Annotated in this window: 19 protein-coding genes; 18 read left to right on the forward strand and 1 reads right to left on the reverse strand. The window is 70.6% G+C overall.

What is annotated here, in order from left to right; all coding sequences use genetic code 11:
• Positions 1-12 precede the first annotated feature (12 nt).
• From ACIRF8_RS06970 to ACIRF8_RS07030, 13 genes are all read left to right on the forward strand, one after another.
• On the forward strand, positions 13-1695 hold the full coding sequence (locus ACIRF8_RS06970; protein ID WP_404211613.1) for a UDP-N-acetylmuramoyl-L-alanyl-D-glutamate--2,6-diaminopimelate ligase: 1683 nt from the start codon (positions 13-15) through the stop codon (positions 1693-1695).
• Between the two features lie 4 nt (positions 1696-1699).
• Complete coding sequence (gene murF, locus ACIRF8_RS06975; protein ID WP_404211615.1) at positions 1700-3109, forward strand: UDP-N-acetylmuramoyl-tripeptide--D-alanyl-D-alanine ligase; 1410 nt, start codon at positions 1700-1702, stop codon at positions 3107-3109.
• Complete coding sequence (mraY, locus tag ACIRF8_RS06980) at positions 3106-4179, forward strand: phospho-N-acetylmuramoyl-pentapeptide-transferase (protein ID WP_399063009.1); 1074 nt, start codon at positions 3106-3108, stop codon at positions 4177-4179. The genes murF and mraY overlap by 4 nt, the downstream gene beginning before the upstream one ends.
• Complete coding sequence (gene murD, locus ACIRF8_RS06985; protein WP_404211618.1) at positions 4161-5603, forward strand: UDP-N-acetylmuramoyl-L-alanine--D-glutamate ligase; 1443 nt, start codon at positions 4161-4163, stop codon at positions 5601-5603. The genes mraY and murD overlap by 19 nt, the downstream gene beginning before the upstream one ends.
• Before the next feature lie 97 nt (positions 5604-5700).
• A complete protein-coding gene (ftsW, locus tag ACIRF8_RS06990; RefSeq protein WP_404211620.1) occupies positions 5701-7014 on the forward strand; it encodes a putative lipid II flippase FtsW in 1314 nt (437 codons plus the stop codon).
• Between the two features lie 6 nt (positions 7015-7020).
• Complete coding sequence (murG, locus tag ACIRF8_RS06995) at positions 7021-8109, forward strand: undecaprenyldiphospho-muramoylpentapeptide beta-N-acetylglucosaminyltransferase (protein WP_404211622.1); 1089 nt, start codon at positions 7021-7023, stop codon at positions 8107-8109.
• Between the two features lie 40 nt (positions 8110-8149).
• Positions 8150-8959, forward strand: coding sequence for a cell division protein FtsQ/DivIB (locus ACIRF8_RS07000; RefSeq protein WP_404211624.1), 810 nt, complete (start codon positions 8150-8152; stop codon positions 8957-8959).
• 288 nt (positions 8960-9247) lie between these two features.
• The gene (gene ftsZ, locus ACIRF8_RS07005) at positions 9248-10477 is read left to right on the forward strand and encodes a cell division protein FtsZ (protein ID WP_404211626.1); all 1230 of its coding nucleotides are present in this window, start codon (positions 9248-9250) and stop codon (positions 10475-10477) included.
• A gap of 31 nt (positions 10478-10508) precedes the next feature.
• Positions 10509-11249 carry a peptidoglycan editing factor PgeF gene (pgeF, locus tag ACIRF8_RS07010; RefSeq protein ID WP_404211628.1) on the forward strand — a complete coding sequence of 247 codons (741 nt, stop codon included), beginning with the start codon at positions 10509-10511 and terminating at the stop codon, positions 11247-11249.
• Between the two features lie 6 nt (positions 11250-11255).
• The gene (locus ACIRF8_RS07015) at positions 11256-12002 is read left to right on the forward strand and encodes a YggS family pyridoxal phosphate-dependent enzyme (protein ID WP_404211630.1); all 747 of its coding nucleotides are present in this window, start codon (positions 11256-11258) and stop codon (positions 12000-12002) included.
• A 126-nt stretch (positions 12003-12128) separates the two neighbouring features.
• Entirely contained in the window at positions 12129-12779 is a 651-nt protein-coding gene (locus ACIRF8_RS07020; protein WP_404211632.1) for a cell division protein SepF, read from the forward strand.
• A 71-nt stretch (positions 12780-12850) separates the two neighbouring features.
• On the forward strand, positions 12851-13135 hold the full coding sequence (locus tag ACIRF8_RS07025) for a YggT family protein (RefSeq protein WP_164301119.1): 285 nt from the start codon (positions 12851-12853) through the stop codon (positions 13133-13135).
• A 55-nt stretch (positions 13136-13190) separates the two neighbouring features.
• A complete protein-coding gene (locus ACIRF8_RS07030; protein ID WP_404211635.1) occupies positions 13191-14420 on the forward strand; it encodes a DivIVA domain-containing protein in 1230 nt (409 codons plus the stop codon).
• Between the two features lie 183 nt (positions 14421-14603).
• Here the strand turns inward: ACIRF8_RS07030 and ileS are convergent, their stop codons facing one another.
• Positions 14604-17741, reverse strand: a complete 3138-nt coding sequence (ileS, locus tag ACIRF8_RS07035) for an isoleucine--tRNA ligase (protein WP_404211637.1) — start codon at positions 17739-17741, stop codon at positions 14604-14606.
• Between the two features lie 546 nt (positions 17742-18287).
• Here ileS and ACIRF8_RS07040 point away from each other — a divergent pair.
• From ACIRF8_RS07040 to ACIRF8_RS07060, 5 genes are all read left to right on the forward strand, one after another.
• On the forward strand, positions 18288-18926 hold the full coding sequence (locus ACIRF8_RS07040) for a TraR/DksA family transcriptional regulator (protein WP_404211639.1): 639 nt from the start codon (positions 18288-18290) through the stop codon (positions 18924-18926).
• A gap of 86 nt (positions 18927-19012) precedes the next feature.
• Positions 19013-19639 carry a signal peptidase II gene (gene lspA / locus ACIRF8_RS07045; RefSeq protein ID WP_404211641.1) on the forward strand — a complete coding sequence of 209 codons (627 nt, stop codon included), beginning with the start codon at positions 19013-19015 and terminating at the stop codon, positions 19637-19639.
• Between the two features lie 64 nt (positions 19640-19703).
• Positions 19704-20645, forward strand: a complete 942-nt coding sequence (locus ACIRF8_RS07050; protein ID WP_404211643.1) for an RluA family pseudouridine synthase — start codon at positions 19704-19706, stop codon at positions 20643-20645.
• Positions 20642-21115 carry a GNAT family N-acetyltransferase gene (locus ACIRF8_RS07055; protein WP_404211645.1) on the forward strand — a complete coding sequence of 158 codons (474 nt, stop codon included), beginning with the start codon at positions 20642-20644 and terminating at the stop codon, positions 21113-21115. The genes ACIRF8_RS07050 and ACIRF8_RS07055 overlap by 4 nt, the downstream gene beginning before the upstream one ends.
• 144 nt (positions 21116-21259) lie before the next feature.
• A complete protein-coding gene (locus ACIRF8_RS07060; protein WP_404211647.1) occupies positions 21260-22846 on the forward strand; it encodes a Na+/H+ antiporter in 1587 nt (528 codons plus the stop codon).

Here is a 22846-nt window from a genome sequence, read left to right on the forward strand (position 1 = left end):
CGTGAAGAGCTCGTGACAACCATCACCTCCGACTCCGGGAACCACCGGCCGCCACGCCCCTCGCTTCGCTCCCCGGGGGGTGCGCCCGGTACGCTCACCGCCGTGCCACACGCTGATCAGTCCCAAACCCCCCAGAAGGGCGCACCCGTGACATATCCCGGGCCGCCGCGACCGGTCGAGGTCTCCGCCATCCCCCTCGCGGAACTGGCAGATCAGCTCGGCGTCCCCGTGCCCCGCGCGGCCGGCGCGGCTGACACCGACCCCCGCGTGAGCGGCATCACCCACGACTCCCGCGCGGTCCGCCCCGGCGACCTGTACGCGGCCCTGCCCGGCGCCCGCGCCCACGGCGCCGACTACGCCGCGCAGGCCGCCACCCTCGGCGCGGTCGCCGCCCTCACCGACCCGACGGGCGCCGAACGCGTCAGCGAGGCCGGGCTCGTGCCCCTCGTCGTGGAGGACCCGCGCGCCCGGATGGGCGAGCTGGCCGCCACGATCTACGGCCACCCGGGCAAGGACCTGCTCCAGCTCGGCATCACCGGCACGTCCGGCAAGACCACCACCGCGTACCTCGTCGAGGGCGGATTGAAGGCGGTCCGCTCCACCGGGCTCATCGGCACCGTCGAGATGCGCATCGGCGACGAGCGCATCAAGTCCGAGCGGACCACCCCCGAAGCCACCGACCTGCAGGCCCTGTTCGCGGTCATGCGCGAGCGCGGCGTCGAGGCCGTCGCCATGGAGGTCTCCAGCCACGCCCTCGTGCTCGGCCGGGTCGACGGCTGCGTCTTCGACGTCGCCGTCTTCACCAACCTCAGCCCGGAGCACATGGAGTTCCACTCCGACATGGAGGACTACTTCCGGGCCAAGGCGCAGTTGTTCACACACGCACGCAGCAAACAGGGCGTCGTGAACATCGACGACGAGTACGGGCGCCGCCTCGTCACCGAGTCCGCGGCCTCGGGCTACCCCGTCGTCACCTTCTCCGCCGAGGGCCACCCGGACGCCGACTGGCGCGCCGAGGACGTCGAAGTGGGGCCGCTCGGCTCGACGTTGACCGTCGTCGGTCCCCAGGGCGAGCGGATCGCCGCCAAGGCGCCGCTGCCCGGCGCCTTCAACGTCGCCAACACCCTCGCCGCGATCGTCACCCTCGCCGTCGCCGGGATCGACCCGCAGACCGCGGCCGACGGCGTCGCCGCCGTCCCCGGTGTGCCGGGTCGACTTGAGCGCGTGGACGCCGGTCAGAAGTACCTCGCCGTCGTCGACTACGCCCACAAGACCGACGCCGTGGAGTCCGTCCTGCGGGCCCTGCGCAAGGTCACCGAGAACAAGCTGCACATCGTGCTCGGCTGCGGCGGCGACCGGGACAGGACCAAGCGGATGCCGATGGGCGCCGCCGCCGCCCGGTTCGCCGACACGGCCATCCTCACCTCCGACAACCCGCGCGGCGAGGACCCCCTCGCGATCCTCGCCACGATGCTGGCGGGCGCCGCCGACGTGCCCGCGCACGAGCGCGGCGACGTGGCCGTCTTCGAGGACCGGGCCGCCGCCATCGCCGCCGCCGTCGCACGCGCCGAGCCCGGCGACACGGTGCTCGTCGCGGGCAAGGGCCACGAGCAGGGCCAGGACATCGCCGGGGTGGTGCGTCCCTTCGACGACCGCCAGGTGCTTCGCGAAGCCATCGAGCAGACCCAGGGATGAAGTTGTGATCGCCCTCTCCCTCGCCGAGATCGCCTCAGTCGTCGGCGGGCAGACGTACGACATACCGGATCCGCGGATCCAGGTCACCGGGCCGGTCGTCATCGACTCGCGCAAGGTCGAGGCCGGCAGCCTGTTCGCCGCATTCGCGGGTGAACACGTGGACGGCCACGACTACGCGCGCGATGTCGTGGAAAAGGGCGCGGTCGCCGTCCTGGCGTCCCGCCCCGTCGGCGTACCCGCCGTCGTCGTCGACGACGTGAAGGCGGCGCTCGGCGCACTCGCCCGGCACGTCGTCGAACGGCTCGGCGCCACCTTGGTCGCGCTGACCGGATCGGCCGGCAAGACCAGCACCAAGGACCTGATCGCCCAGGTGCTGCGCCGCAAGGCGCCCACGATCTTCACGCCGGGCTCGTTCAACAACGAGATCGGCCTGCCGCTCACCGCCCTGTCCGCCACCGACGAGACCCGCTTCCTCGTCCTGGAGATGGGCGCCCGCGGCAAGGGCCACATCCAGTACCTGACGGGCCTGACGCCCCCGCGCGTCGGCGTCGTCCTCAACGTCGGCAGCGCCCACATCGGCGAGTTCGGCGGCAAGCAGCAGATCGCGGAAGCGAAGGGCGAGTTGGTCGAGGCGCTGCCCGCCGACGGCACCGCCGTCCTCAACGCCGACGATCCCCTCGTACGCGCCATGGCGTCCCGTACGAAGGCCAAGGTGCTGTTCTTCGGAGAGGCCGCCGAAGCCGACGTACGTGCCGAGAATGTCCGGCTCACGGAGAACGGGCAGCCGGCCTTCCGCCTTCACACACCCACCGGGTGCAGCGAAGTGACCTTGCGCCTGTACGGTGAGCACCACGTGTCGAACGCGCTCGCCGCGGCCGCCGTCGCCCACGACCTTGGCATGTCCGTGGAGGAGATCGCGCTCGCGCTCTCCGAGGCGGGCTCCCTGTCCCGCTGGCGGATGGAGGTCACCGAGCGTTCGGACGGCGTCACGATCGTCAACGACGCCTACAACGCGAACCCCGAGTCCATGCGAGCGGCCCTGCGCGCGCTCGTCGCAATGGGCGGGGCCCGACGGGCAACGGGGGGCCGTACGTGGGCGGTGCTCGGGCTCATGGCCGAGCTCGGCGACGAGTCGCTGGCCGAGCACGACGCGGTCGGACGGCTGGCCGTCCGGCTCAACGTCAGCAAGCTCGTGGCAGTCGGGGGCAGGGAAGCGTCCTGGTTGCGACTGGGCGCCTATAACGAGGGTTCGTGGGGTGAGGAGTCGGTGCACGTGTCCGACGCACAGGCGGCGATCGACCTGTTGCGCAGCGAGCTGCGCCCGGGTGACGTCGTGCTCGTGAAGGCATCCAGGTCGGTGGGCCTGGAGAGCGTGGCACAGGCGCTGCTCGAGGGCGAGGTCGATGCCCGATGATGAAGCAGATCCTCTTCGCGGGCGTGATCGGGCTCTTCCTGACCCTGATCGGAACGCCGCTGCTGATCAAGCTCCTCGCGCGCAAGGGCTACGGGCAGTACATCCGTGACGACGGCCCGCGCGAGCATCACGCCAAGCGCGGTACGCCGACCATGGGTGGTATCGCCTTCATCCTGGCGACCCTCATCGCGTACTTCCTGTCGAAGCTGATCACCGGCGCGACCCCGACCCTGTCGGGTCTGCTCGTGCTCGGACTGATGGCCGGCATGGGCCTGGTCGGCTTCCTCGACGACTACATCAAGATCGTCAAGCGGCGCTCGCTCGGCCTGCGGGCCAAGGCGAAGATGGCGGGACAGCTCACCGTCGGCATCGCCTTCGCGGTGCTGTCCCTCCAGTTCGCGGACGCCCGCGGGCAGACCCCGGCCTCGACCCGCCTCTCCTTCGTGGAGGACTTCGGCTGGACGATCGGCCCGGTGCTCTTCGTCGTCTGGGCGCTGTTCATGATCCTCGCGATGTCGAACGGCGTGAACCTGACCGACGGCCTCGACGGCCTCGCCACCGGCGCCTCCGTCATGGTCTTCGGCGCGTACACCTTCATCGGCGTCTGGCAGTTCCAGGAGTCCTGCGCCAACGCGCAGACCCTCACCAACCCGGCGGCGTGTTTCGAGGTCAGAGACCCACTCGACCTGGCCGTCGTCGCGTCGGCCCTCATGGGCGCCTGCTTCGGCTTCCTGTGGTGGAACACCTCGCCCGCCAAGATCTTCATGGGTGACACGGGCTCCCTGGCCCTCGGTGGCGCCCTCGCCGGTCTCGCGATCTGCTCGCGCACCGAGCTGCTGCTCGCGCTGCTCGGTGGTCTGTTCGTGATGATCACGATGTCCGTGGTCATCCAGGTCGGCTCCTTCAAGATGACCGGCAAGCGCGTCTTCCGGATGGCGCCGCTCCAGCACCACTTCGAACTCAAGGGGTGGTCCGAAGTCCTTGTCGTGGTCCGCTTCTGGATCATCCAGGGCATGTGCGTGATCGTCGGACTCGGCCTCTTCTACGCAGGATGGGCAGCCAAGAAGTGACATCTGGTCAGGGTTCCTGGCAGGGGATGAGCATCACCGTCGCCGGTCTCGGCGTGAGCGGCCTCAGCGCCGCCCGCGCCCTGGCCGGCCTCGGCGCGTCGGTCACCGTGGTGGACGGCGGCGACGGCCCCGCCCACCACGAAAAGGCCGCCCTTCTTAAGGAAGAGGGCATCTCCGTACGTCTCAAGGACGCGGCCACGCTGCCCGAGGGCACCGAACTGGTCGTCACCTCGCCCGGCTGGGCGCCGACCTCACCGCTCTTCGCGGCGGCGGCCGAGGCGGGTGTGGACGTCATCGGCGACGTGGAGCTCGCCTGGCGGCTGCGCGGCCCCGGCGCGGCGCCCTGGCTCGCCGTCACCGGCACGAACGGCAAGACCACCACCGTGCAGATGCTCGCCTCGATCCTGACGGCGGCGGGCCTGCGCACGGCGGCCGTCGGCAACATCGGCACCCCGATCATCGACGTCGTCCTCGAGGGCGACGACGCCTACGACGTGTTCGCCGTGGAGCTGTCCTCGTATCAACTGCACTGGGCTCCCTCGCTGCGCGCCCACTCCGGGGCCGTCCTCAACCTCGCGCCCGACCACCTCGACTGGCATGGCTCCATGGAGGCGTACGCCGCCGACAAGGGCCGTATCTACGAGGGCAACCAGGTCGCCTGCGTCTACAACACCGCCGACAAGGCCACCGAGGACCTGGTCCGCGAGGCCGACGTGGAGGAGGGCTGCCGCGCCATCGGCTTCACCCTCGGCACGCCGGGCCCCTCCGAACTCGGCGTGGTCGAGGGCATCCTGGTCGACCGGGCCTTCGTAGAGGACCGGCAGAAGAACGCCCAGGAACTGGCCGAGGTCGCCGACGTGCACCCGCCGGCCCCGCACAACATCGCCAACGCCCTCGCCGCGGCGGCCCTCGCCCGCGCCTTCGGCGTCGAGCCGGCCGCCGTCCGCGACGGACTGCGCGCCTTCACCCCCGACGCCCACCGCATCGCGCACGTCGCCGACGTCGACGGGATCGCCTACGTCGACGACTCCAAGGCCACCAACACCCACGCGGCGCAAGCCTCGTTGGCGGCCTACGAGTCGATCGTCTGGATCGCGGGCGGGCTCGCCAAGGGCGCGACCTTCGACGACCTCGTCACGGGCGCTGCGAAGCGGCTGCGCGGCGTCGTCCTGATCGGCGCGGACCGCGCCCTGATCCGCGAAGCCCTGCAACGACACGCCCCGGAAGTACCGGTCGTCGACCTCGACCGGACCGACACTGGGGCGATGTCCGCGGCGGTCCGGGAGGCGACACGGCTCGCCCGCCCGGGGGACACCGTGCTGATGGCCCCGGCCTGTGCGTCGATGGACATGTTCACCAACTACAACAAGCGTGGCGAGGCGTTCGCGGAAGCAGTCCGCGAATTGGGCGCCACCAGCGTCTGACGGTACCTTCGGGTGCCCGGTGACGCCGGGCACCCTCGGGAGGGGAACGTGGCAGCGCGACAGGTAAAGCCGTACGGCTCACCGTGGGGGAGCGGCAATGCCCGGTAGCAGCGCCCGCACCACCAAGCGCCCCGCGGCCCCGCCGAGAAGGACCAGCCGCGTCTACCGGGCGCGCGCCAACCCGGTACGCCGCCTGTACACGCAGGCCCGCCGCGCCTGGGACCGGCCGCTCACCGCGTACTACCTGATCCTCGGCTCCGCGCTGCTCATCACCGGCCTCGGCCTGGTGATGGTCTACTCGGCCTCGATGATCACGGCCCTCCAGATGGGCCTGTCCAGCTCGTACTTCTTCCGCAAGCAGTTCGTCGCGGCCGTCATCGGCGCGATCCTGCTCGTGCTCGCGATGCGGATGCCGGTGAAGCTGCACCGCGCCCTCGCCTACCCGATCCTCGCCGTCAGCGTCTTCCTGATGGTCCTGGTGCAGGTGCCGGGGATAGGGGTGTCGATCAACGGCAACCAGAACTGGATCTCCCTCGGCGGCCCGTTCATGCTCCAGCCCAGCGAGTTCGGGAAGCTGGCGCTCATCCTGTGGGGCGCCGACCTGCTCGCCCGCAAGCACGACAAGCGGCTGCTCACGCAGTGGAAGCACATGCTGGTGCCGCTCGTCCCGATGGCGTTCCTGCTGCTCGGCCTGATCATGCTCGGCGGCGACATGGGCACGGCGATCCTGCTCACCGCCATCCTCTTCGGCCTGCTGTGGCTCGCGGGCGCCCCCACACGGCTGTTCGTGGGCGTCCTGTCGGTGGCCGGCGCCATCGGCATCATGCTCATCAAGACCAGCCCCAACCGCATGGCCAGGCTCGCCTGCCTGGGCCGCGCCGACGCCGGACCCGACGACATGTGCTGGCAGGGACTGCACGGGATCTACGCGCTGGCCTCCGGCGGATTCTTCGGTTCCGGGCTCGGCGCGAGTGTGGAAAAATGGGGTCAACTTCCCGAGGCGCACACGGACTTCATCTTTGCCATCACCGGTGAGGAACTGGGCCTGGCGGGGACGCTGTCGGTGCTCGCCCTGTTCGCGGCTCTAGGCTATGCGGGTATCCGCGTGGCCGGACGCACGGAGGACCCCTTCGTGAGATATGCCGCGGGAGGCGTGACGACCTGGATCACGGCGCAGGCCGTGGTCAACATCGGTGCGGTGCTCGGCCTGTTGCCGATCGCCGGGGTCCCGCTCCCGCTGTTCTCGTACGGGGGGTCCGCGCTGCTGCCGACCATGTTCGCCGTAGGCCTGCTGATCGCGTTCGCGCGGGACGAGCCGGCGGCACGGGCGGCCCTGGCCATGCGGCAGCCACGGATGAGATGGAACACGATGCGACGGCGCGCCACGGTGCGTACGTCCGGAGAGCGGTGAATTTCGGTGCATGTCGTACTCGCCGGTGGGGGGACCGCCGGCCACATCGAGCCGGCGCTCGCCCTCGCGGACGCCCTGCGCAGGCAGGACCCGACCGTGGGGATCACGGCGCTCGGCACGGAGCGCGGCCTGGAGACCCGTCTCGTACCGGAGCGCGGCTATGACCTGGCGCTGATCCCCGCCGTACCGCTGCCCCGCAAGCCCACCCCGGAACTGATCACCGTTCCCGGGCGGCTGCGCGGCACCATCAAGGCGGCCGAGCAGATCCTGGAGCGGACCAAGGCGGACTGCGTCGTCGGTTTCGGTGGCTATGTCGCGCTGCCCGGCTACCTCGCCGCCAAGCGCGCCGGTGTCCCGATCGTCGTGCACGAGGCCAACGCCCGGCCCGGCCTCGCCAACAAGATCGGCTCCCGGTACGCGGCCGGGGTCGCCGTCTCCACCCCGGACAGCAAGCTGCGCGGCGCCCGCTACATCGGCATCCCGCTGCGCCGCACCATCGCCATGCTCGACCGGGCGGCCGTACGCCCCGAGGCCCGCGCCGCGTTCGGCCTCGACCCGAACCTGCCGACGCTGCTCGTCTCCGGCGGCTCGCAGGGCGCCCGCCACCTGAACGAGGTCGTGCAGCGCGTCGCCCCGCTGCTCCAGCAGTCCGGCATCCAGATCCTGCACGTGGTCGGCCCGAAGAACGAACTGCCGCACGTGCAGCAGATGCCGGGAATGCCCCCCTACATCCCGGTACCGTACGTGGACCGGATGGACCTCGCGTACGCCGCCGCCGACATGATGCTGTGCCGCGCGGGCGCGATGACCGTCGCCGAACTCTCCGCCGTCGGGCTCCCGGCCGCGTACGTCCCGCTGCCCATCGGCAACGGCGAACAGCGGCTCAACGCCCAGCCGGTGGTCAAGGCCGGTGGCGGACTGCTGGTCGACGACGCGGAACTGACCCCCGAGTGGGTCCAGGGCAACGTCCTGCCCGTGCTCGCCGACCCGCACCGGCTGTACGAGATGTCCCGCGCCGCCTCGGAGTTCGGCCGGCGGGACGCCGACGACCTGCTCGTCGGGATGGTGTACGAGGCGATCAACGCACGCCACTAGGGACGCCCCGGAGGCGAACCGAGCCGAGAGAGGGAGCAGCGTGGCCGGAGCGACCACCGCGGACCGCGGCGAACGAGACGAAGCCGAGGTGTCCGAATCCGGCCCGCCCCCGCTCCGCGGGCCCCGCGTCCCGAGCCTGCGCGCCCTGATCGTCACCGGAGTCTTGCTGGTGGCGATCGGCGCGGGCGGCGTCTGGCTCCTGTACGGATCGCACTGGCTGCGGGTGGAGCGCGTCACGGCCTCGGGGACGGACGTGCTCACGCCCGCACAGGTGCGCGAGGCCGCCGCGGCGCCGATCGGCGCCCCGCTGATCTCCCTGGACACCGACGCCGTCGAGGACCGTGTGCGCCGGAAACTGCCCCGGGTCGACTCGGTGGACGTCGAGCGTTCGTGGCCGCACGGGGTCACGCTGAAAGTGACGGAACGTAAACCGGTCCTGATTGTCGAAGAGGCCAGAAATGCGGGCAAGTTCGTCGAAGTGGACCGCAAAGGCGTTCGTTTCGCGACGGTCGACCATGCGCCCAAAGGCGTGCCCCGGCTGGAATTGACGCCGGATCAGTCCGGCGCGGCGGCGAGCCTGCGACGCTTCGGCCCGGGCCGCCTGGTCCGCGAAGCGGTCCGCGTCGCGCGGCGCCTCCCGGCGGAGGTCGCCCGCGACACCCGTACCGTCAGGGTGCGTTCGTACGACGACATCTCGCTGGAACTCTCCGGCGAACGGGTCGTCGTATGGGGAAGCGCCGAGAAGGGTGAGACGAAGGCGCGGGTCCTCACCGCCCTCATGAAAGCCGCTCCCAAGGCCCGCCACTTCGACGTGAGTGTTCCCACCGCCCCTGCCTCGTCCAGGAGTTGACGCACATCGGCGCAGGCCAGCACCCTGGTTTAGCGGCGCTACGGCTGATCACATAGGGTGAAAAGAAAAACGGGAGGTTCGGCGTGTTCGTTGAACGGGCGCCACTTGTCGACTTAGTGTCAGGTTCGGAAGAGTCCAGGGAACAGACACACTGGTAACCCTAAACTTCACCGTTAGGGTTCGGGTCGGCAGTCGACTAGTAGTCCGGACCGTCCCCATTCGACATCAGTCGTCGCATCGGCAGAACGCGAGGCGGCGACACGTAACTCGAGGCGAGAGGCCTTCGACGTGGCAGCACCGCAGAACTACCTCGCAGTCATCAAAGTCATCGGTGTCGGCGGCGGTGGTGTCAATGCCATCAACCGGATGATCGAGGTCGGTCTCAAGGGCGTCGAGTTCATCGCCATCAACACCGACGCGCAAGCCCTGTTGATGAGCGACGCGGACGTCAAGCTCGACGTCGGCCGTGAACTCACCCGCGGACTCGGCGCCGGAGCCAATCCGGCAGTCGGGCGCAAGGCGGCCGAGGACCACCGTGAGGAGATCGAGGAGGTCCTCAAGGGGGCCGACATGGTCTTCGTCACCGCCGGCGAAGGCGGCGGCACCGGCACCGGCGGCGCGCCCGTCGTGGCCAACATCGCCCGCTCACTGGGTGCCCTGACGATCGGCGTGGTCACCCGCCCGTTCACCTTCGAGGGACGGCGCCGGGCCAACCAGGCGGAGGACGGCATCGCCGAGCTCCGCGAAGAGGTCGACACCCTCATCGTCATCCCGAACGACCGGCTCCTGTCCATCTCGGACCGGCAGGTCTCCGTCCTCGACGCCTTCAAGTCGGCGGACCAGGTCCTGCTCTCCGGTGTCCAGGGCATCACCGACCTCATCACCACGCCCGGCCTGATCAACCTCGACTTCGCGGACGTCAAGTCCGTCATGTCCGAGGCCGGTTCGGCCCTCATGGGCATCGGCTCGGCCCGCGGCGACGACCGCGCGGTGGCCGCGGCGGAGATGGCGATCTCCTCGCCGCTCCTCGAAGCGTCCATCGACGGCGCCCGCGGCGTGCTGCTGTCCATCTCCGGCGGCAGCGACCTCGGCCTCTTCGAGATCAACGAAGCGGCCCAACTGGTCAGCGAGGCCGCGCACCCCGAGGCCAACATCATCTTCGGCGCGGTCATCGACGACGCCCTCGGCGACGAGGTGCGGGTCACCGTCATCGCCGCCGGGTTCGACGGCGGACAGCCACCGGCCAAGCGGGACAACGTGATCGGCTCGTCGTCCGCCAAGCGCGAGGAACCGGTACCCGCCTCCCGTCCGGCGCCGGCCCCCGAGCCCGCGCGCCCGACCTTCGGCAACCTCGGCAGCGTCACGCAGCGCGAGGAGTCGAAGCCCCCGGAGCCGACCGAGCCGCCCGCCCCGGTGAGCGAGGCCCCGGCCGCCCCGGTCAGCACGCCCCACGTGCCCCGGCCGTCCTACCCGGACAGCCAGGCCGAGGAGCTGGACGTCCCGGACTTCCTGAAGTGACGTTCCTGAGCCCGATGGGGACCGCGCGGCAGTGATAGGACAGCAGGACGCTTCGACCTCCACGAGTGGCGCGCACTTCGCCTTCACCGACCGGTGGGGCGGGGTGAGCGCCGCTCCGTACGAGGAGCTCAATCTCGGCGGCGCGGTCGGCGACGACCGCGAAGCCGTGCTGCGCAACCGGGAACTGGCCGCCGAGGCGCTCGGCCTCGAACCCTCCCGGGTCGTCTGGATGAACCAGGTGCACGGACCCGACGTCGCGGTGGTGGACGGGCCCTGGGCCACGGACGCCGACATCCCGCACGTCGACGCGCTCGTCACCACCCGGCGCCGCCTCCCGCTCGCCGTGCTCACTGCGGACTGCACCCCCGTTCTGCTCGCCGACCCGGTCGCCGGTGTCGCGGGCGCGGCGCACGCGGGACGTCCGGGCATGATCGCCGGAGTCGTCCCCGCCGCCGTGCGGGCGATGGTGGAACTCGGCGCGGACCCCGCCCGGATCGTGGCCCGCACCGGCCCCGCGGTCTGCGGCCGGTGCTACGAAGTGCCGGAGCAGATGCGCGCGGAGGTCGCCGCGGTGGAGCCCGCGGCGTACGCCGAGACGAGCTGGGGCACCCCGGCCGTCGACGTGAGCGCCGGGGTCCATGCCCAACTGGAGCGGCTCGGGGTGCGTGACCGGCAGCAGTCGCCGGTCTGCACGCGGGAGTCGCACGACCACTTCTCGTACCGCCGCGACCGGACCACCGGTCGTCTTGCGGGCTATGTCTGGCTGGACTGATACGACATGACGGACCTTCAGGACCTTGAGGGCTTTCAGGGGCGCAGGGAAGAACTCGCCGCGAACCTGGCCAAGGTGGAGGAGCGCATCGCCGCCGCCTGCGCGGCGGCCGGGCGCAAGCGCGAGGAGGTGACCCTGATCGTGGTCACCAAGACCTACCCCGCGAGCGATGTGCGGATCCTCTCCGAACTCGGCGTGCGGCACGTGGCGGAGAACCGCGACCAGGACGCCGCCCCCAAGGCGGATGCGTGCGCGGATTACCCGCTCACCTGGCACTTCGTCGGCCAGCTCCAGACCAACAAGGTCCGTTCCGTGGTGGGTTATGCCGATCTGGTGCAGTCCGTGGACCGGGCCAAGCTCGTCACGGCGCTCTCCAAGGAGGCGGAGCGGGCCGGGCGCGAGCTGGGCTGTCTCATCCAGGTCGCGCTCGACGCGCAGGAGGACGGCCGGGGCGAGCGCGGGGGCATCGGCCCCGGCGGCATCGAGGAGTTGACCGCGCGCGTGGCCGAGGCTCCGGGGCTGCGGCTCGACGGACTGATGACCGTCGCGCCGCTCACCGGGAGCTACGCGGGACGGCAACAGGCGGCGTTCGAACGGCTCATGGATTTGTCGACTGCCCTGCGCGCGACCCATCCGGCTGCGAACATGGTCTCGGCAGGGATGAGTTCGGACCTCGAACAGGCCGTGGCGGCCGGAGCGACACATGTGCGCGTCGGTACGGCGGTACTCGGAGTCCGACCCAAGCTCGGGTAACGTCGCCAAGAAGTCGGACCACAGCAGAAAATATGGTCATTCTCGCTGATGGGCGGGGAGATCACGTGGATCGCGGGCATGTTGGTTGACGTCAGCCGATCCACCACAGAGCGGAGGACTCAGAGCATGGCCGGCGCGATGCGCAAGATGGCGGTCTACCTCGGCCTCGTGGAGGACGATGGGTACGACGGCCGGGGGTTCGACCCCGATGACGACTTCGAACCCGAGCTGGACCCGGAACCCGAGCGTCCCCCTCGACGGCACGACCGGCATGAATCGTCGCATCAGTCACACGGCTCCCGTGCCGCAGAAGTGGACGAATCGGTACGGGTGGTGCAGCCGCCGGCACAGCGTGAGCCGACGCGCCAGCCCACTTCGCTCCCCGCTGAATCCGGACGTCCGGCGCGAATCGCCCCCGTGGCATCCATCACACCTGAACGTCAGAGCCTGGAGAAGAACGCACCGGTGATCATGCCCAAGGTCGTGTCCGAGCGGGAGCCCTACCGCATCACCACATTGCACCCGCGGACCTACAACGAGGCCCGTACCATCGGGGAACACTTCCGTGAGGGCACTCCGGTGATCATGAATTTGACGGAGATGGACGACACCGACGCGAAGCGACTTGTCGACTTTGCCGCCGGTCTCGTTTTCGGTCTGCACGGCAGCATCGAGCGGGTGACCCAGAAGGTGTTCCTGTTGTCTCCTGCTAACGTCGATGTCACGGCGGAGGACAAGGCCCGTATCGCAGAGGGCGGGTTCTTCAACCAGAGCTGAGACGCAGCACCAGTTCGACGACTGGCCAACCAGTCAGAGGCACGAGACACAGGGGAGAGGGAACCGCCGACATGGGCGTGGTTTTGGATGTGGTCTACATCGCGCTGATGTGCTTCCTCATCGTGCTGATCTTCCGGCTGGTCATGGACTACGTCTTCCAGTTCGCCCGCTCGTGGCAACCCGGCAAGGCGATGGTGGTCGTTCTTGAGGCCACCTACACTGTCACTGATCCACCGCTCAAGCTTCTGCGGCGGGTCATCCCGCCGCTGCGTCTCGGGGGCGTGGCGCTCGACCTGTCCTTCTTCGTACTGATGATCATCGTCTACATCCTGATCTCCGTCGTGAGCCGGCTGTGAGCGCGATGTCAACTACGTTCTTGCCGAATGCCGACGACTACGTTGAGGTGAAGAGATGCCGTTGACCCCCGAGGACGTGCGGAACAAGCAGTTCACGACCGTCCGCCTCCGAGAAGGCTATGACGAGGACGAGGTCGATGCCTTCCTCGATGAGGTCGAAGCCGAACTGACCCGCCTGCTCCGCGAGAACGAGGACCTGCGCGCCAAGCTGGCCGCGGCGACCCGCGCCGCCGCGCAGAACCAGCAGCAGGGCGGAATGCGCAAGGGCCCCGGCGGTCCCGGTGGCCCCGAGGGCCAGGGCGGACCGCAGGACCAGCAGGGCCATCAGCAAGGCCACCAGCAGGGACCCCCGCAGGGTATGCGAGGCCCCGGCCAGCCGGTACCCGCCGGGATATCGGGCCCGCCGCAGCAGCAGCAGATGGGCGGCCCCATGGGCGGCCCGCCGCAGTTGCCGAGCGGTGCTCCGCAGCTCCCGGCCGGTCCTGGTGGCCACGGTCCCCAGGGACCTGGCCCGCAGGGTCCCGGTCCGATGGGCCAGGGCCCCATGGGTCAGGGTCCGATGGGGCAGGGCCCCATGGGGCAGGGCCCCATGGGCCAGCAGGGTCAGCTCAGCGGCCCGATGGGTGGCCCCATGGGCGGCCACGGTGGTCCCCCGCAGATGCAGCAGCCCGGTCAGGGTCCCGGCGGCGACAGCGCCGCGCGCGTCCTGTCGCTGGCCCAGCAGACCGCCGACCAGGCGATCGCCGAGGCCCGCTCCGAGGCCAACAAGATCGTCGGCGAGGCCCGCAGCCGCGCCGAGGGGCTTGAGCGTGACGCCCGTGCCAAGGCCGACGCCCTGGAGCGGGACGCGCAGGAGAAGCACCGCGTCGCGATGGGCTCGCTGGAGTCCGCCCGCGCCACGCTGGAGCGCAAGGTCGAGGACCTGCGCGGCTTCGAACGCGAGTACCGTACGCGCCTGAAGTCCTACCTGGAGTCGCAGCTCCGTCAACTGGAGACCCAGGCCGACGACTCGCTGGCCCCGCCGCGTACCCCGGCGACCGCCTCCCTGCCGCCGTCCCCGGCGCCCTCGATGGCTCCGGCCGGTGCGGGTGCCCCGTCCTACGGTGGCAACCAGGGCATGGGCGGCAACCAGCAGAGCGGCGGCCCCTCGTACGGGGGCGGACAGCAGCAGATGTCGCCCGCGATGACGCAGCCGATGGCACCGGTGCGGCCCCAGGCGCCGCAGCCGATGCAGCAGGCCCCGTCGCCGATGCGCGGATTCCTCATCGACGAGGACGACAACTAAGGGGCGCCCTCTGCGCCTGAGTCAGGCGTCGGCGTTCATTCAGGCCTTGGCCCGGATCGTTTCCTCGATCCGGGCCAAGGCCTTTATTCACGCCCGGGCACGCGGCGGAGCGGGCACCGAAGAAGGGCCGGTCCCCCGGAACATCTCCGGGGGACCGGCCCTTCGCCGTGTTCGGCGTGCTGCCTACGCCTTGCGGAGGCGGAACTCCAGGCTCAGGCCCTCGTCCGTGAACGGGGCGCCGTACGTGTCGTCCGCCTCGCCCTGCGCGAAGTCCGGGGCGAGGACCTCGTCGGCGATCAGACCGGCGTGCTCGGACAGCGCCGAGATCACCGCCGGGTCCGTGGACGTCCAGCGCAGGGCGATCCGGTCCGCGACGTCCAGGCCGCTGTTCTTGCGGGCCTCCTGGATCAGGCGGATCGCGTCGCGGGCCAGGCCCGCCTGACGCAGCTCCTCCGTCAGCTCCAGGTCGAGGGCGACGGTCGCGCCGGAGTCGGAGGCCACCGACCAGCCCTCGCGCGGGGTCTCCGTGATGATGACCTCGTCGGGGGCGAGCGTGACGGTCTCCCCGTCGACCTCCACCGAGGCCGTGCCCTCACGCAGGGCGAGGGAGAGCGCCGCCGCGTCCGCCGCGGCGACCGCCTTCGCGACGTCCTGGACGCGCTTGCCGAAGCGCTTGCCCAGCGCCCGGAAGTTCGCCTTGGCCGTCGTGTCGACCAGGGAGGTGCCGACCTCGGCGAGCGAGGCCAGGGAGGAGACGTTCAGCTCCTCGGTGATCTGCGCGTGCAGTTCGGGGCTCAGCGCGTCGAAGCCGGACGCCGCGATCAGCGCCCGCGACAGCGGCTGCCGGGTCTTGACGCCCGACTCCGCGCGCGTGGCGCGGCCCAGCTCCACCAGGCGGCGGACCAGGTCCATCTGCGTCGACAGGGTCGGGTCGATCGCCGAGCGGTCGGCCTCGGGCCACGTCGACAGGTGCACCGACTCCGGGGCGTCCGGGGTGACCGGGACGACCAGATCCTGCCAGACCCGCTCCGTGATGAACGGCGTCAGCGGCGCCATGAGCTGCGTGACCGTCACCACCACGTCGTGCAGGGTGCGCAGCGCGGCCTTGTCGCCCTGCCAGAAGCGGCGGCGCGAGCGGCGCACGTACCAGTTCGACAGGTCGTCGACGAACGCCGAGAGGAGCTTGCCGGCGCGCTGGGTGTCGTACGTGTCCAGGGCCTTGGTGACCTCGTCGGTGAGCTGGTGCAGCTCGGACAGGAGCCAGCGGTCCAGGACGGTGCGGTCGGCCGGGGCCGGGTCCGCCGCGCTGGGCGCCCAGTTCGACGTACGGGCGTACAGGGCCTGGAAGGCGACCGTGTTCCAGTACGTGAGGAGCGTCTTGCGGACGACCTCCTGGATCGTGCCGTGGCCGACGCGGCGGGCCGCCCACGGGGAGCCGCCGGCCGCCATGAACCAGCGCACCGCGTCCGCGCCGTGCCGGTCCATCAGCGGGATCGGCTCCAGGGTGTTGCCCAGGTGCTTGGACATCTTGCGGCCGTCCTCGGCGAGGATGTGGCCGAGGCACACCACGTTCTCGTACGACGACTCGTCGAAGACCAGGGTGCCGATCGCCATCAGCGTGTAGAACCAGCCGCGTGTCTGGTCGATGGCCTCGGAGATGAACTGCGCCGGGTAGCGGGACTCGAACAGTTCCTTGTTCTTGTGCGGGTAGCCCCACTGCGCGAACGGCATCGAACCCGAGTCGTACCAGGCGTCGATGACCTCGGGCACGCGCACCGCCGTCGCCGAGCAGCCCTCGTGGGTGCAGGTGAAGGTGATGTCGTCGATGTACGGGCGGTGCGGGTCGAGGGACGACTGGTCCGTGCCGGTCAGGGCGGTCAGCTCCGCGCGGGAGCCGACGCAGGTGAGGTGGTCCTCCTCGCAGCGCCAGATCGGCAGCGGGGTGCCCCAGTAGCGGTTGCGGGAGAGCGCCCAGTCGATGTTGTTCTGGAGCCAGTCGCCGAAGCGGCCGTTCTTGACGGTCTCCGGGAACCAGTTGGTCTTCTCGTTCTCCTGGAGGAGGCGGTCCTTGACGGCCGTGGTGCGGATGTACCAGGACGGCTGCGCGTAGTACAGCAGCGCCGTGTGGCAGCGCCAGCAGTGCGGGTAGCTGTGCTCGTAGGGAAGGTGCTTGAAGAGGAGGCCGCGGTTTTTCAGGTCCTCCGTGAGCGCCTCGTCGGCCTTCTTGAAGAAGACACCGCCCACGAGGGGGACGTCCGGGGAGAAGGTGCCGTCGGGCAGGACCGGGTTGACCACCGGCAGGCCGTACGCGCGGCAGACCTTGAGGTCGTCCTCACCGAAGGCGGGGGACTGGTGGACCAGGCCCGTACCGTCCTCGGTCGTCACGTACTCGGCGTTCACCACGAAATGGGCTTCCGCCGGGAACTCCACGAGGTCGAACGGACGTTGGTACTTCCAGCGCTCCATCTCGGCGCCGGTGAAGGACTCGCCGGTCGTCTCCCAGCCCTCGCCGAGCGCCTTCCCGACGAGCGGCTCGGCGACGACCAGCTTCTGCTCGCCGTCGGTCGCCACGACGTAGCGGACCTCGGGGTGGGCGGCGACCGCCGTGTTGGAGACCAGGGTCCAGGGGGTCGTCGTCCAGATCAGGAGCGACGCCTGGCCCGCCAGCGGACCGGAGGTGAGCGGGAAACGGACATAGACCGAGGGGTCGACGACCGTCTCGTAGCCCTGCGCCAGCTCGTGGTCGGAGAGGCCGGTGCCGCAGCGCGGGCACCAGGGGGCGACGCGGTGGTCCTGGACCAGCAGCCCCTTGCCGAAGATCTCCTTCAGCGACCACCAGACCGACTCGATGTACTCGGGGTCCATCGTGACGTAGGGGTCGTCGAGGTCGGTCCAGTACCCCATGCGGGTCGTGAGCTCGGCGAAGGCGTCGGTGTGCCGCAGCACGGACTCGCGGCACTTGTCGTTGAACGCGGCGATGCCGTACGCCTCGATGTCCTTCTTGCCGCTGAAGCCCAGCTCCTTCTCGACCGCGAGCTCCACGGGGAGGCCGTGGCAGTCCCAGCCCGCCTTGCGGGCCACGTGGTAGCCGCGCATGGTGCGGAAGCGCGGGAAGACGTCCTTGAAGACGCGGGCCTCGATGTGGTGGGCGCCCGGCATGCCGTTGGCCGTGGGCGGGCCCTCGTAGAACACCCACTCGGGGCGTCCCTCGGACTGCTCCAGGGTCTTGGCGAAGATCTTCTGCTCGCGCCAGAAGTCGAGCACCGCGTGCTCGAGGGCGGGCAGATCGACCTGGGCGGGCACCTGACGGTACTGCGTCATCAGTCTTCCTCCGGCGGACGTGCTTCCTTCCGTCGGAGGGACGAGAGAATGCCGCGCCGTGTGCGGCGCGCTCCCGCGGTACCACCCTCCTTGGCCCTCCGGTGCCTGGTGTGCTCCGGTGAGCCCCCTCATTGGGGTCGCGACGCCGGGTCTACTCGCCTCGCGGCTTTCTTCCGGCAGCTCCGGGGTGATCTTCACGCCGCGCTCGCCTCCGGGCTCCCACCGTCCCCGGATCGCTCTTGGCTGCGTACGCCGCTACTCGGCCCCATCCACGCCTCTCGCTCCGCCCAGTGTACGGCGCCGGGGGCGAGGCCCAGGACCGGTTTTCCCGGGGGCGCGCGGCGCGGCGTGCGCCTGCGCGTCGTGACCCGAATGGCGATACGTACGGTGACCGATCCCGGACGGCGCCAGGAGCGCCCACCGGCCGTGGAGCGCGGGGGAGGGGGCCGGATGGCGGTGCGCGCCCCGTTGCCGCGGGCCCCGAGTCGATTTATCGTCCCAGCACGATTCACGTGCAAGATCACAATATGTGAAGGGGCCGCGGCCATGGTGGCGAGGCGAGAGTCCGAGAAGGCGGCGGGCAAAAGCGGTGCCGGAGCGGCCTCGGCGGGGAAACGTACGACAAAGAAGGCGACCGGTACGGCCGGGAAGGCCGGCACCGAGGGCGCGGCAGAGGCCGCGAAGAAGACGGGAGCCACGACAGTGGTTGCGAAGAAGACTCAGGGCACGGCCACGGCGGCGCAGGAGCCCGGCGCGGTTCCCAAGGCGCGGGATTCCGACGTGGACCCCGGTGAGCTGGCCGTCAGGCCCGGGGAGGACCCCTGGACCCCGGACGAGGTCGAGGAGGCGCGGGCCGAGCTGCAGAGCGAGTCGCTGCGCCTCGACAGCGAGATCGAGGCGGCGGAGGCGGCGCTGGCCGGTCTGATGCGGGATTCGGGGGACGGGGCGGGGGACGACGAGGCCGACACCGGGACGAAGAACATCACGCGCGAGCACGAGATGTCGCTGGCCGCCAACGCCCGCGAGATGCTGTCCCAGACCCAGCGGGCCCTGGAGCGGCTGGACGCGGGCACGTACGGGCTCTGCGAGAACTGCGGCAACCCCATCGGCAAGGCGCGGATGCAGGCGTTCCCCCGGGCGACCCTGTGCGTGGAGTGCAAGCAGAAGCAGGAGCGCCGCTACTGAGGGCCCCGGGGCCGCACCGTCCCTGGGGGGCCGCGCGTGTGTGCCGTACTCTCGTCCTCAGTCAGGTACTAGGTTGAGGGACTCACGTGACAGAGGCGGAGCGCATCATCGGTACGCCGGATTCCCCCGAGGCGGGGGCAGCGGAGCCGGAGAAGCCGGAAAAGGCGGCCGGGGCCGCATCACCGGCCGACCCGTCACCCGAGGAGGCCGCCGCCGTGCCCTCCCGCGGCAGGCGGCGCATCGTCGTGCTCTTCGCCGTGGCCGCCTTGGCGTACGCCCTGGACCTGGTCAGCAAGCTGATCGTGGTCGCGAAGCTGGAGCACCGCGACTCCATCCGCGTGCTCGGGGACTGGCTCCAGCTCGAGGTGATCCGCAACCCCGGGGCCGCCTGGGGCATCGGCGAGGCCTTCACGATCGTCTTCACGCTGATCGCGGCGGCGGTGATCGTCGTCATCGCGCGGCTGGCGAAGAAGCTCTACAGCACGCCGTGGGCGATCGCGCTCGGGCTGCTGCTGGGCGGGGCGCTCGGCAACCTCACCGACCGGATCTTCCGTGCTCCGGGCGTCTTCGAGGGCGCCGTCGTCGACTTCATCGCGCCGAAGAACTACCCCGTCTTCAACCTCGCCGACTCCGCGATCGTGTGCGGCGGCATCCTGATCGTGCTGCTGTCCTTCCGCGGGATCGACCCGGACGGCACCGTCCACAAGGACTGAGGCCGCGGCCCAGGTGACAGGGCTGCGGTACGGGGCTGTCGGTGCCCTCCTGCATACTCGATGCGTGAGCACCATTCCCGAACTCCGCACCCTGCCCGTGCCCGACGGCCTGGAGGGCGAGCGTGTCGACGCCGCCATCTCCCGCATGTTCGGCTTCTCCCGTACCAAGGCCGCCGAGCTCGCCGCCGCCGGGAAGGTCACGGTGGACGGTTCGGTCGTGGGCAAGTCCGAGCGGGTGCACGGCGGGGCCTGGATGGAAGTGGAGATGCCGCAGGCACCCGCTCCGGTACAGATCGTCGCCGAGCCCGTCGAGGGCATGGAGATCGTGCACGACGACGACGACATCGTGGTCATCGTGAAGCCCGTGGGGGTCGCCGCCCACCCGAGCCCCGGCTGGACCGGCACGACCGTCATCGGCGGCCTCGCCGCCGCCGGGTACCGGATCTCCACGTCCGGCGCCGCCGAGCGCCAGGGCATCGTGCACCGCCTCGACGTCGGCACCTCCGGGCTGATGGTCGTCGCCAAGTCCGAGCGTGCGTACACGTCGCTGAAGCGGCAGTTCAAGGAGCGCGTGCCCGACAAGCGCTACCACGCGCTCGTGCAGGGGCACCCCGACCCGATGAGCGGCACCATCGACGCGCCGATCGGACGCCACCCGAACCACGACTACAAGTGGGCCGTGACGGCGGAGGGCAAGCCCTCGGTCACGCACTACGACCTCATCGAGGCGTTCCGGGCAGCCTCCCTGCTGGACATCAAGCTGGAGACGGGCCGTACGCACCAGATCCGCGTGCACATGTCCGCCCACCGGCACCCGTGCGTCGGCGACCTGACCTACGGCGCCGACCCGACGCTCGCCAAGCGGCTCGGGATCACCCGGCAGTGGCTCCACGCGGTGCGGCTCGGCTTCGAGCACCCGGCCGACGGGCAGTGGGTCGAGTTCGAGAGCGACTACCCCGAGGACCTGCAGGTCGCGCTCGACCGGGTCCGGGCGGAGAGCGAGTGAGTGCCGGTTCCTACGTCGTGCGCGTGGCCGGGGCCGACGAGGACCGTGCCGCGTGCTTCGCCGTGCGCAAGGACGTCTTCGTCGGTGAGCAGGGTGTTCCCGAGGACATCGAGTACGACGCGTACGACGCCGGGGCCGTCCATGTGCTGGCGATCCGGCGAGACGGGCTGCCGCTCGGGACGGGCCGGCTGCTGACCGGCCCGGCCGCCACCGCGAAGAACGGGGGAGCCGAGGACGTCGGAGCCCTCGGCCGGCTGGCCGTGACGAAGGCCGCCCGGGGTCTCGGCGTGGGCGCGGCCCTCGTGCGGGCCATCGAGGACGCGGCCCGGGAGCGGGGGCTCGCCGCGGTCGATCTGCACGCGCAGACCCACGCGCTGGGCTTCTACGAGCGGCTGGGGTACGTCGCGTACGGGCCGGAGTTCCCGGACGCCGGGATCCCGCACCGGGCGATGCGCAAGAGCCTGGGCTGACGCGCGGGGGCCCGGCCTCCCGGGCTTGCGGTGCTTCTGGGGCCCTTGTGGCGGAGCGCGGCTCGGGCCGAGGGGGTTTGCCCGGATTCGCGTGGCACTCTTGAGACCGGAAGTCCTTGATCGTCGACTCTGGTCGGAGCCCCCGTGGATCAATTGGCCCTGCTGTTCGTGCTGTTGCTCGGGGCCGTCCTGAGCGTGCCGCTCGGCGACCGGCTCAAGCTGCCCGCACCCGTCCTGATGACGCTGCTCGGTATCGTCCTCGCGCTGATCCGTGCCGTGCCCAACGTCGACATCCCCCCGGACCTCATCCTTCCGCTGGTTCTGCCCCCGCTGCTCTACGCGGCCGTGCACCGCACCTCGTGGCGGCAGTTCGCGGCCAACAAGCGGCCCATCTTCCTGCTGGCCGTCGCGCTCGTCTTCGTCACCACGGCCGCGGTCGCCGGGGTCGCCAACGCGGTCGTGCCGGGGCTGCCGATCGCCGCCGCCGTCGCGCTCGGCGCGCTCGTGGCACCCCCCGACCCGGTCGCCGCGACCGCCGTCGCCGGTCAACTCGGGCTGCCCCGGCGCCTGGTGTCGATCCTGGAGGGCGAGGGCCTGTTCAACGACGTGACCGCGATCGTGCTCTACCACGTCGCGATCTCCGCCGCCGTCAGCGGCAGCTTCTCGCTGCCGCACGCCGCGCTCCAACTGGTCCTGTCCGCGGTCGTGGCCATCGTCGTCGGCGTGGCGCTCGGCTGGGCCGCCAACCGCCTCATGGGCTACCTCGGTGACGCCACCCTCCAGATCGGCCTGACGCTCCTGGTCCCGTACGCGTCCTACGTGCTGGCCGAGGAGCTGAAGGGCTCGGGCGTGCTCGCCGTCCTGACGGTCGCCATGTTCCTGGCCGAGCGCGCCTTCGACGCCGACGACGTGCTCACGCGGCTGACCGGGCGCGCGTTCTGGGACGTCGTCGACACCCTCGTCACCGGCGTCGCCTTCGGCCTCATCGGTCTGGAGGTCCACAACGTCGTACGGACGGCGGAGGGCCACTGGGGCGAGATGCTGGGCTGGTCGGCCGCCGTCGTCGGGGTCGTCATCGTCGTACGCCTGCTGTGGCTGCTGCCGATGACCTGGGTGACCCAGCGGCTGCACGCGCGGCGCGACGTCGCCGAGGAGATCCCGGTGAGCTGGCGGGAGACCGTCATCATGTGGTGGTCGGGGATGCGCGGGGTGGCCTCTGTCGCCCTGGCCCTCGCCATCCCGCTGACCATGGACGACAAGTCGCCCTTCCCGAAACGCGACGAGATCATCTTCATCGCCTTCGGGGTGATCATGGCGACCCTGATCCTCCAGGGGCTCAGCCTGCCCTGGCTCGTGAAGAAGCTCGGGGTGCGGGCCGACACCGAGCTGGAGCAGAAGTACGAGCAGGACCTCGCCCTGCGCGCCGCCAAGGCCGCGAAACGGCGCCTCAAGGAGATCGAGGAGGTCGAGGAGCTGCCCGAGGACGTGCAGGAGCAGATGTTGCGGCGCGCGTACGACATCGGCCTGCGCATCAACCCCGAGATGGGCGCGGAGGAGCGGCGTGCCACGCAGGCGAAGCGTTTCGCCCGGATCAAGCGGGTGCGCAGGATCCAGAACGAGATGCTGTCGGCGGCCCGCCACGAGGTGCTGGCCGCGCGCAGCGAACCCGGCGCCGACCCGGAGGTCGTCGACCGGGTGCTGCGCCAGTTGGACGTGCGCAGCCTGCGGTAG

The organism is Streptomyces sp. NPDC102406 (genome assembly GCF_044765725.1).
GTDB lineage: Bacteria > Actinomycetota > Actinomycetes > Streptomycetales > Streptomycetaceae > Streptomyces.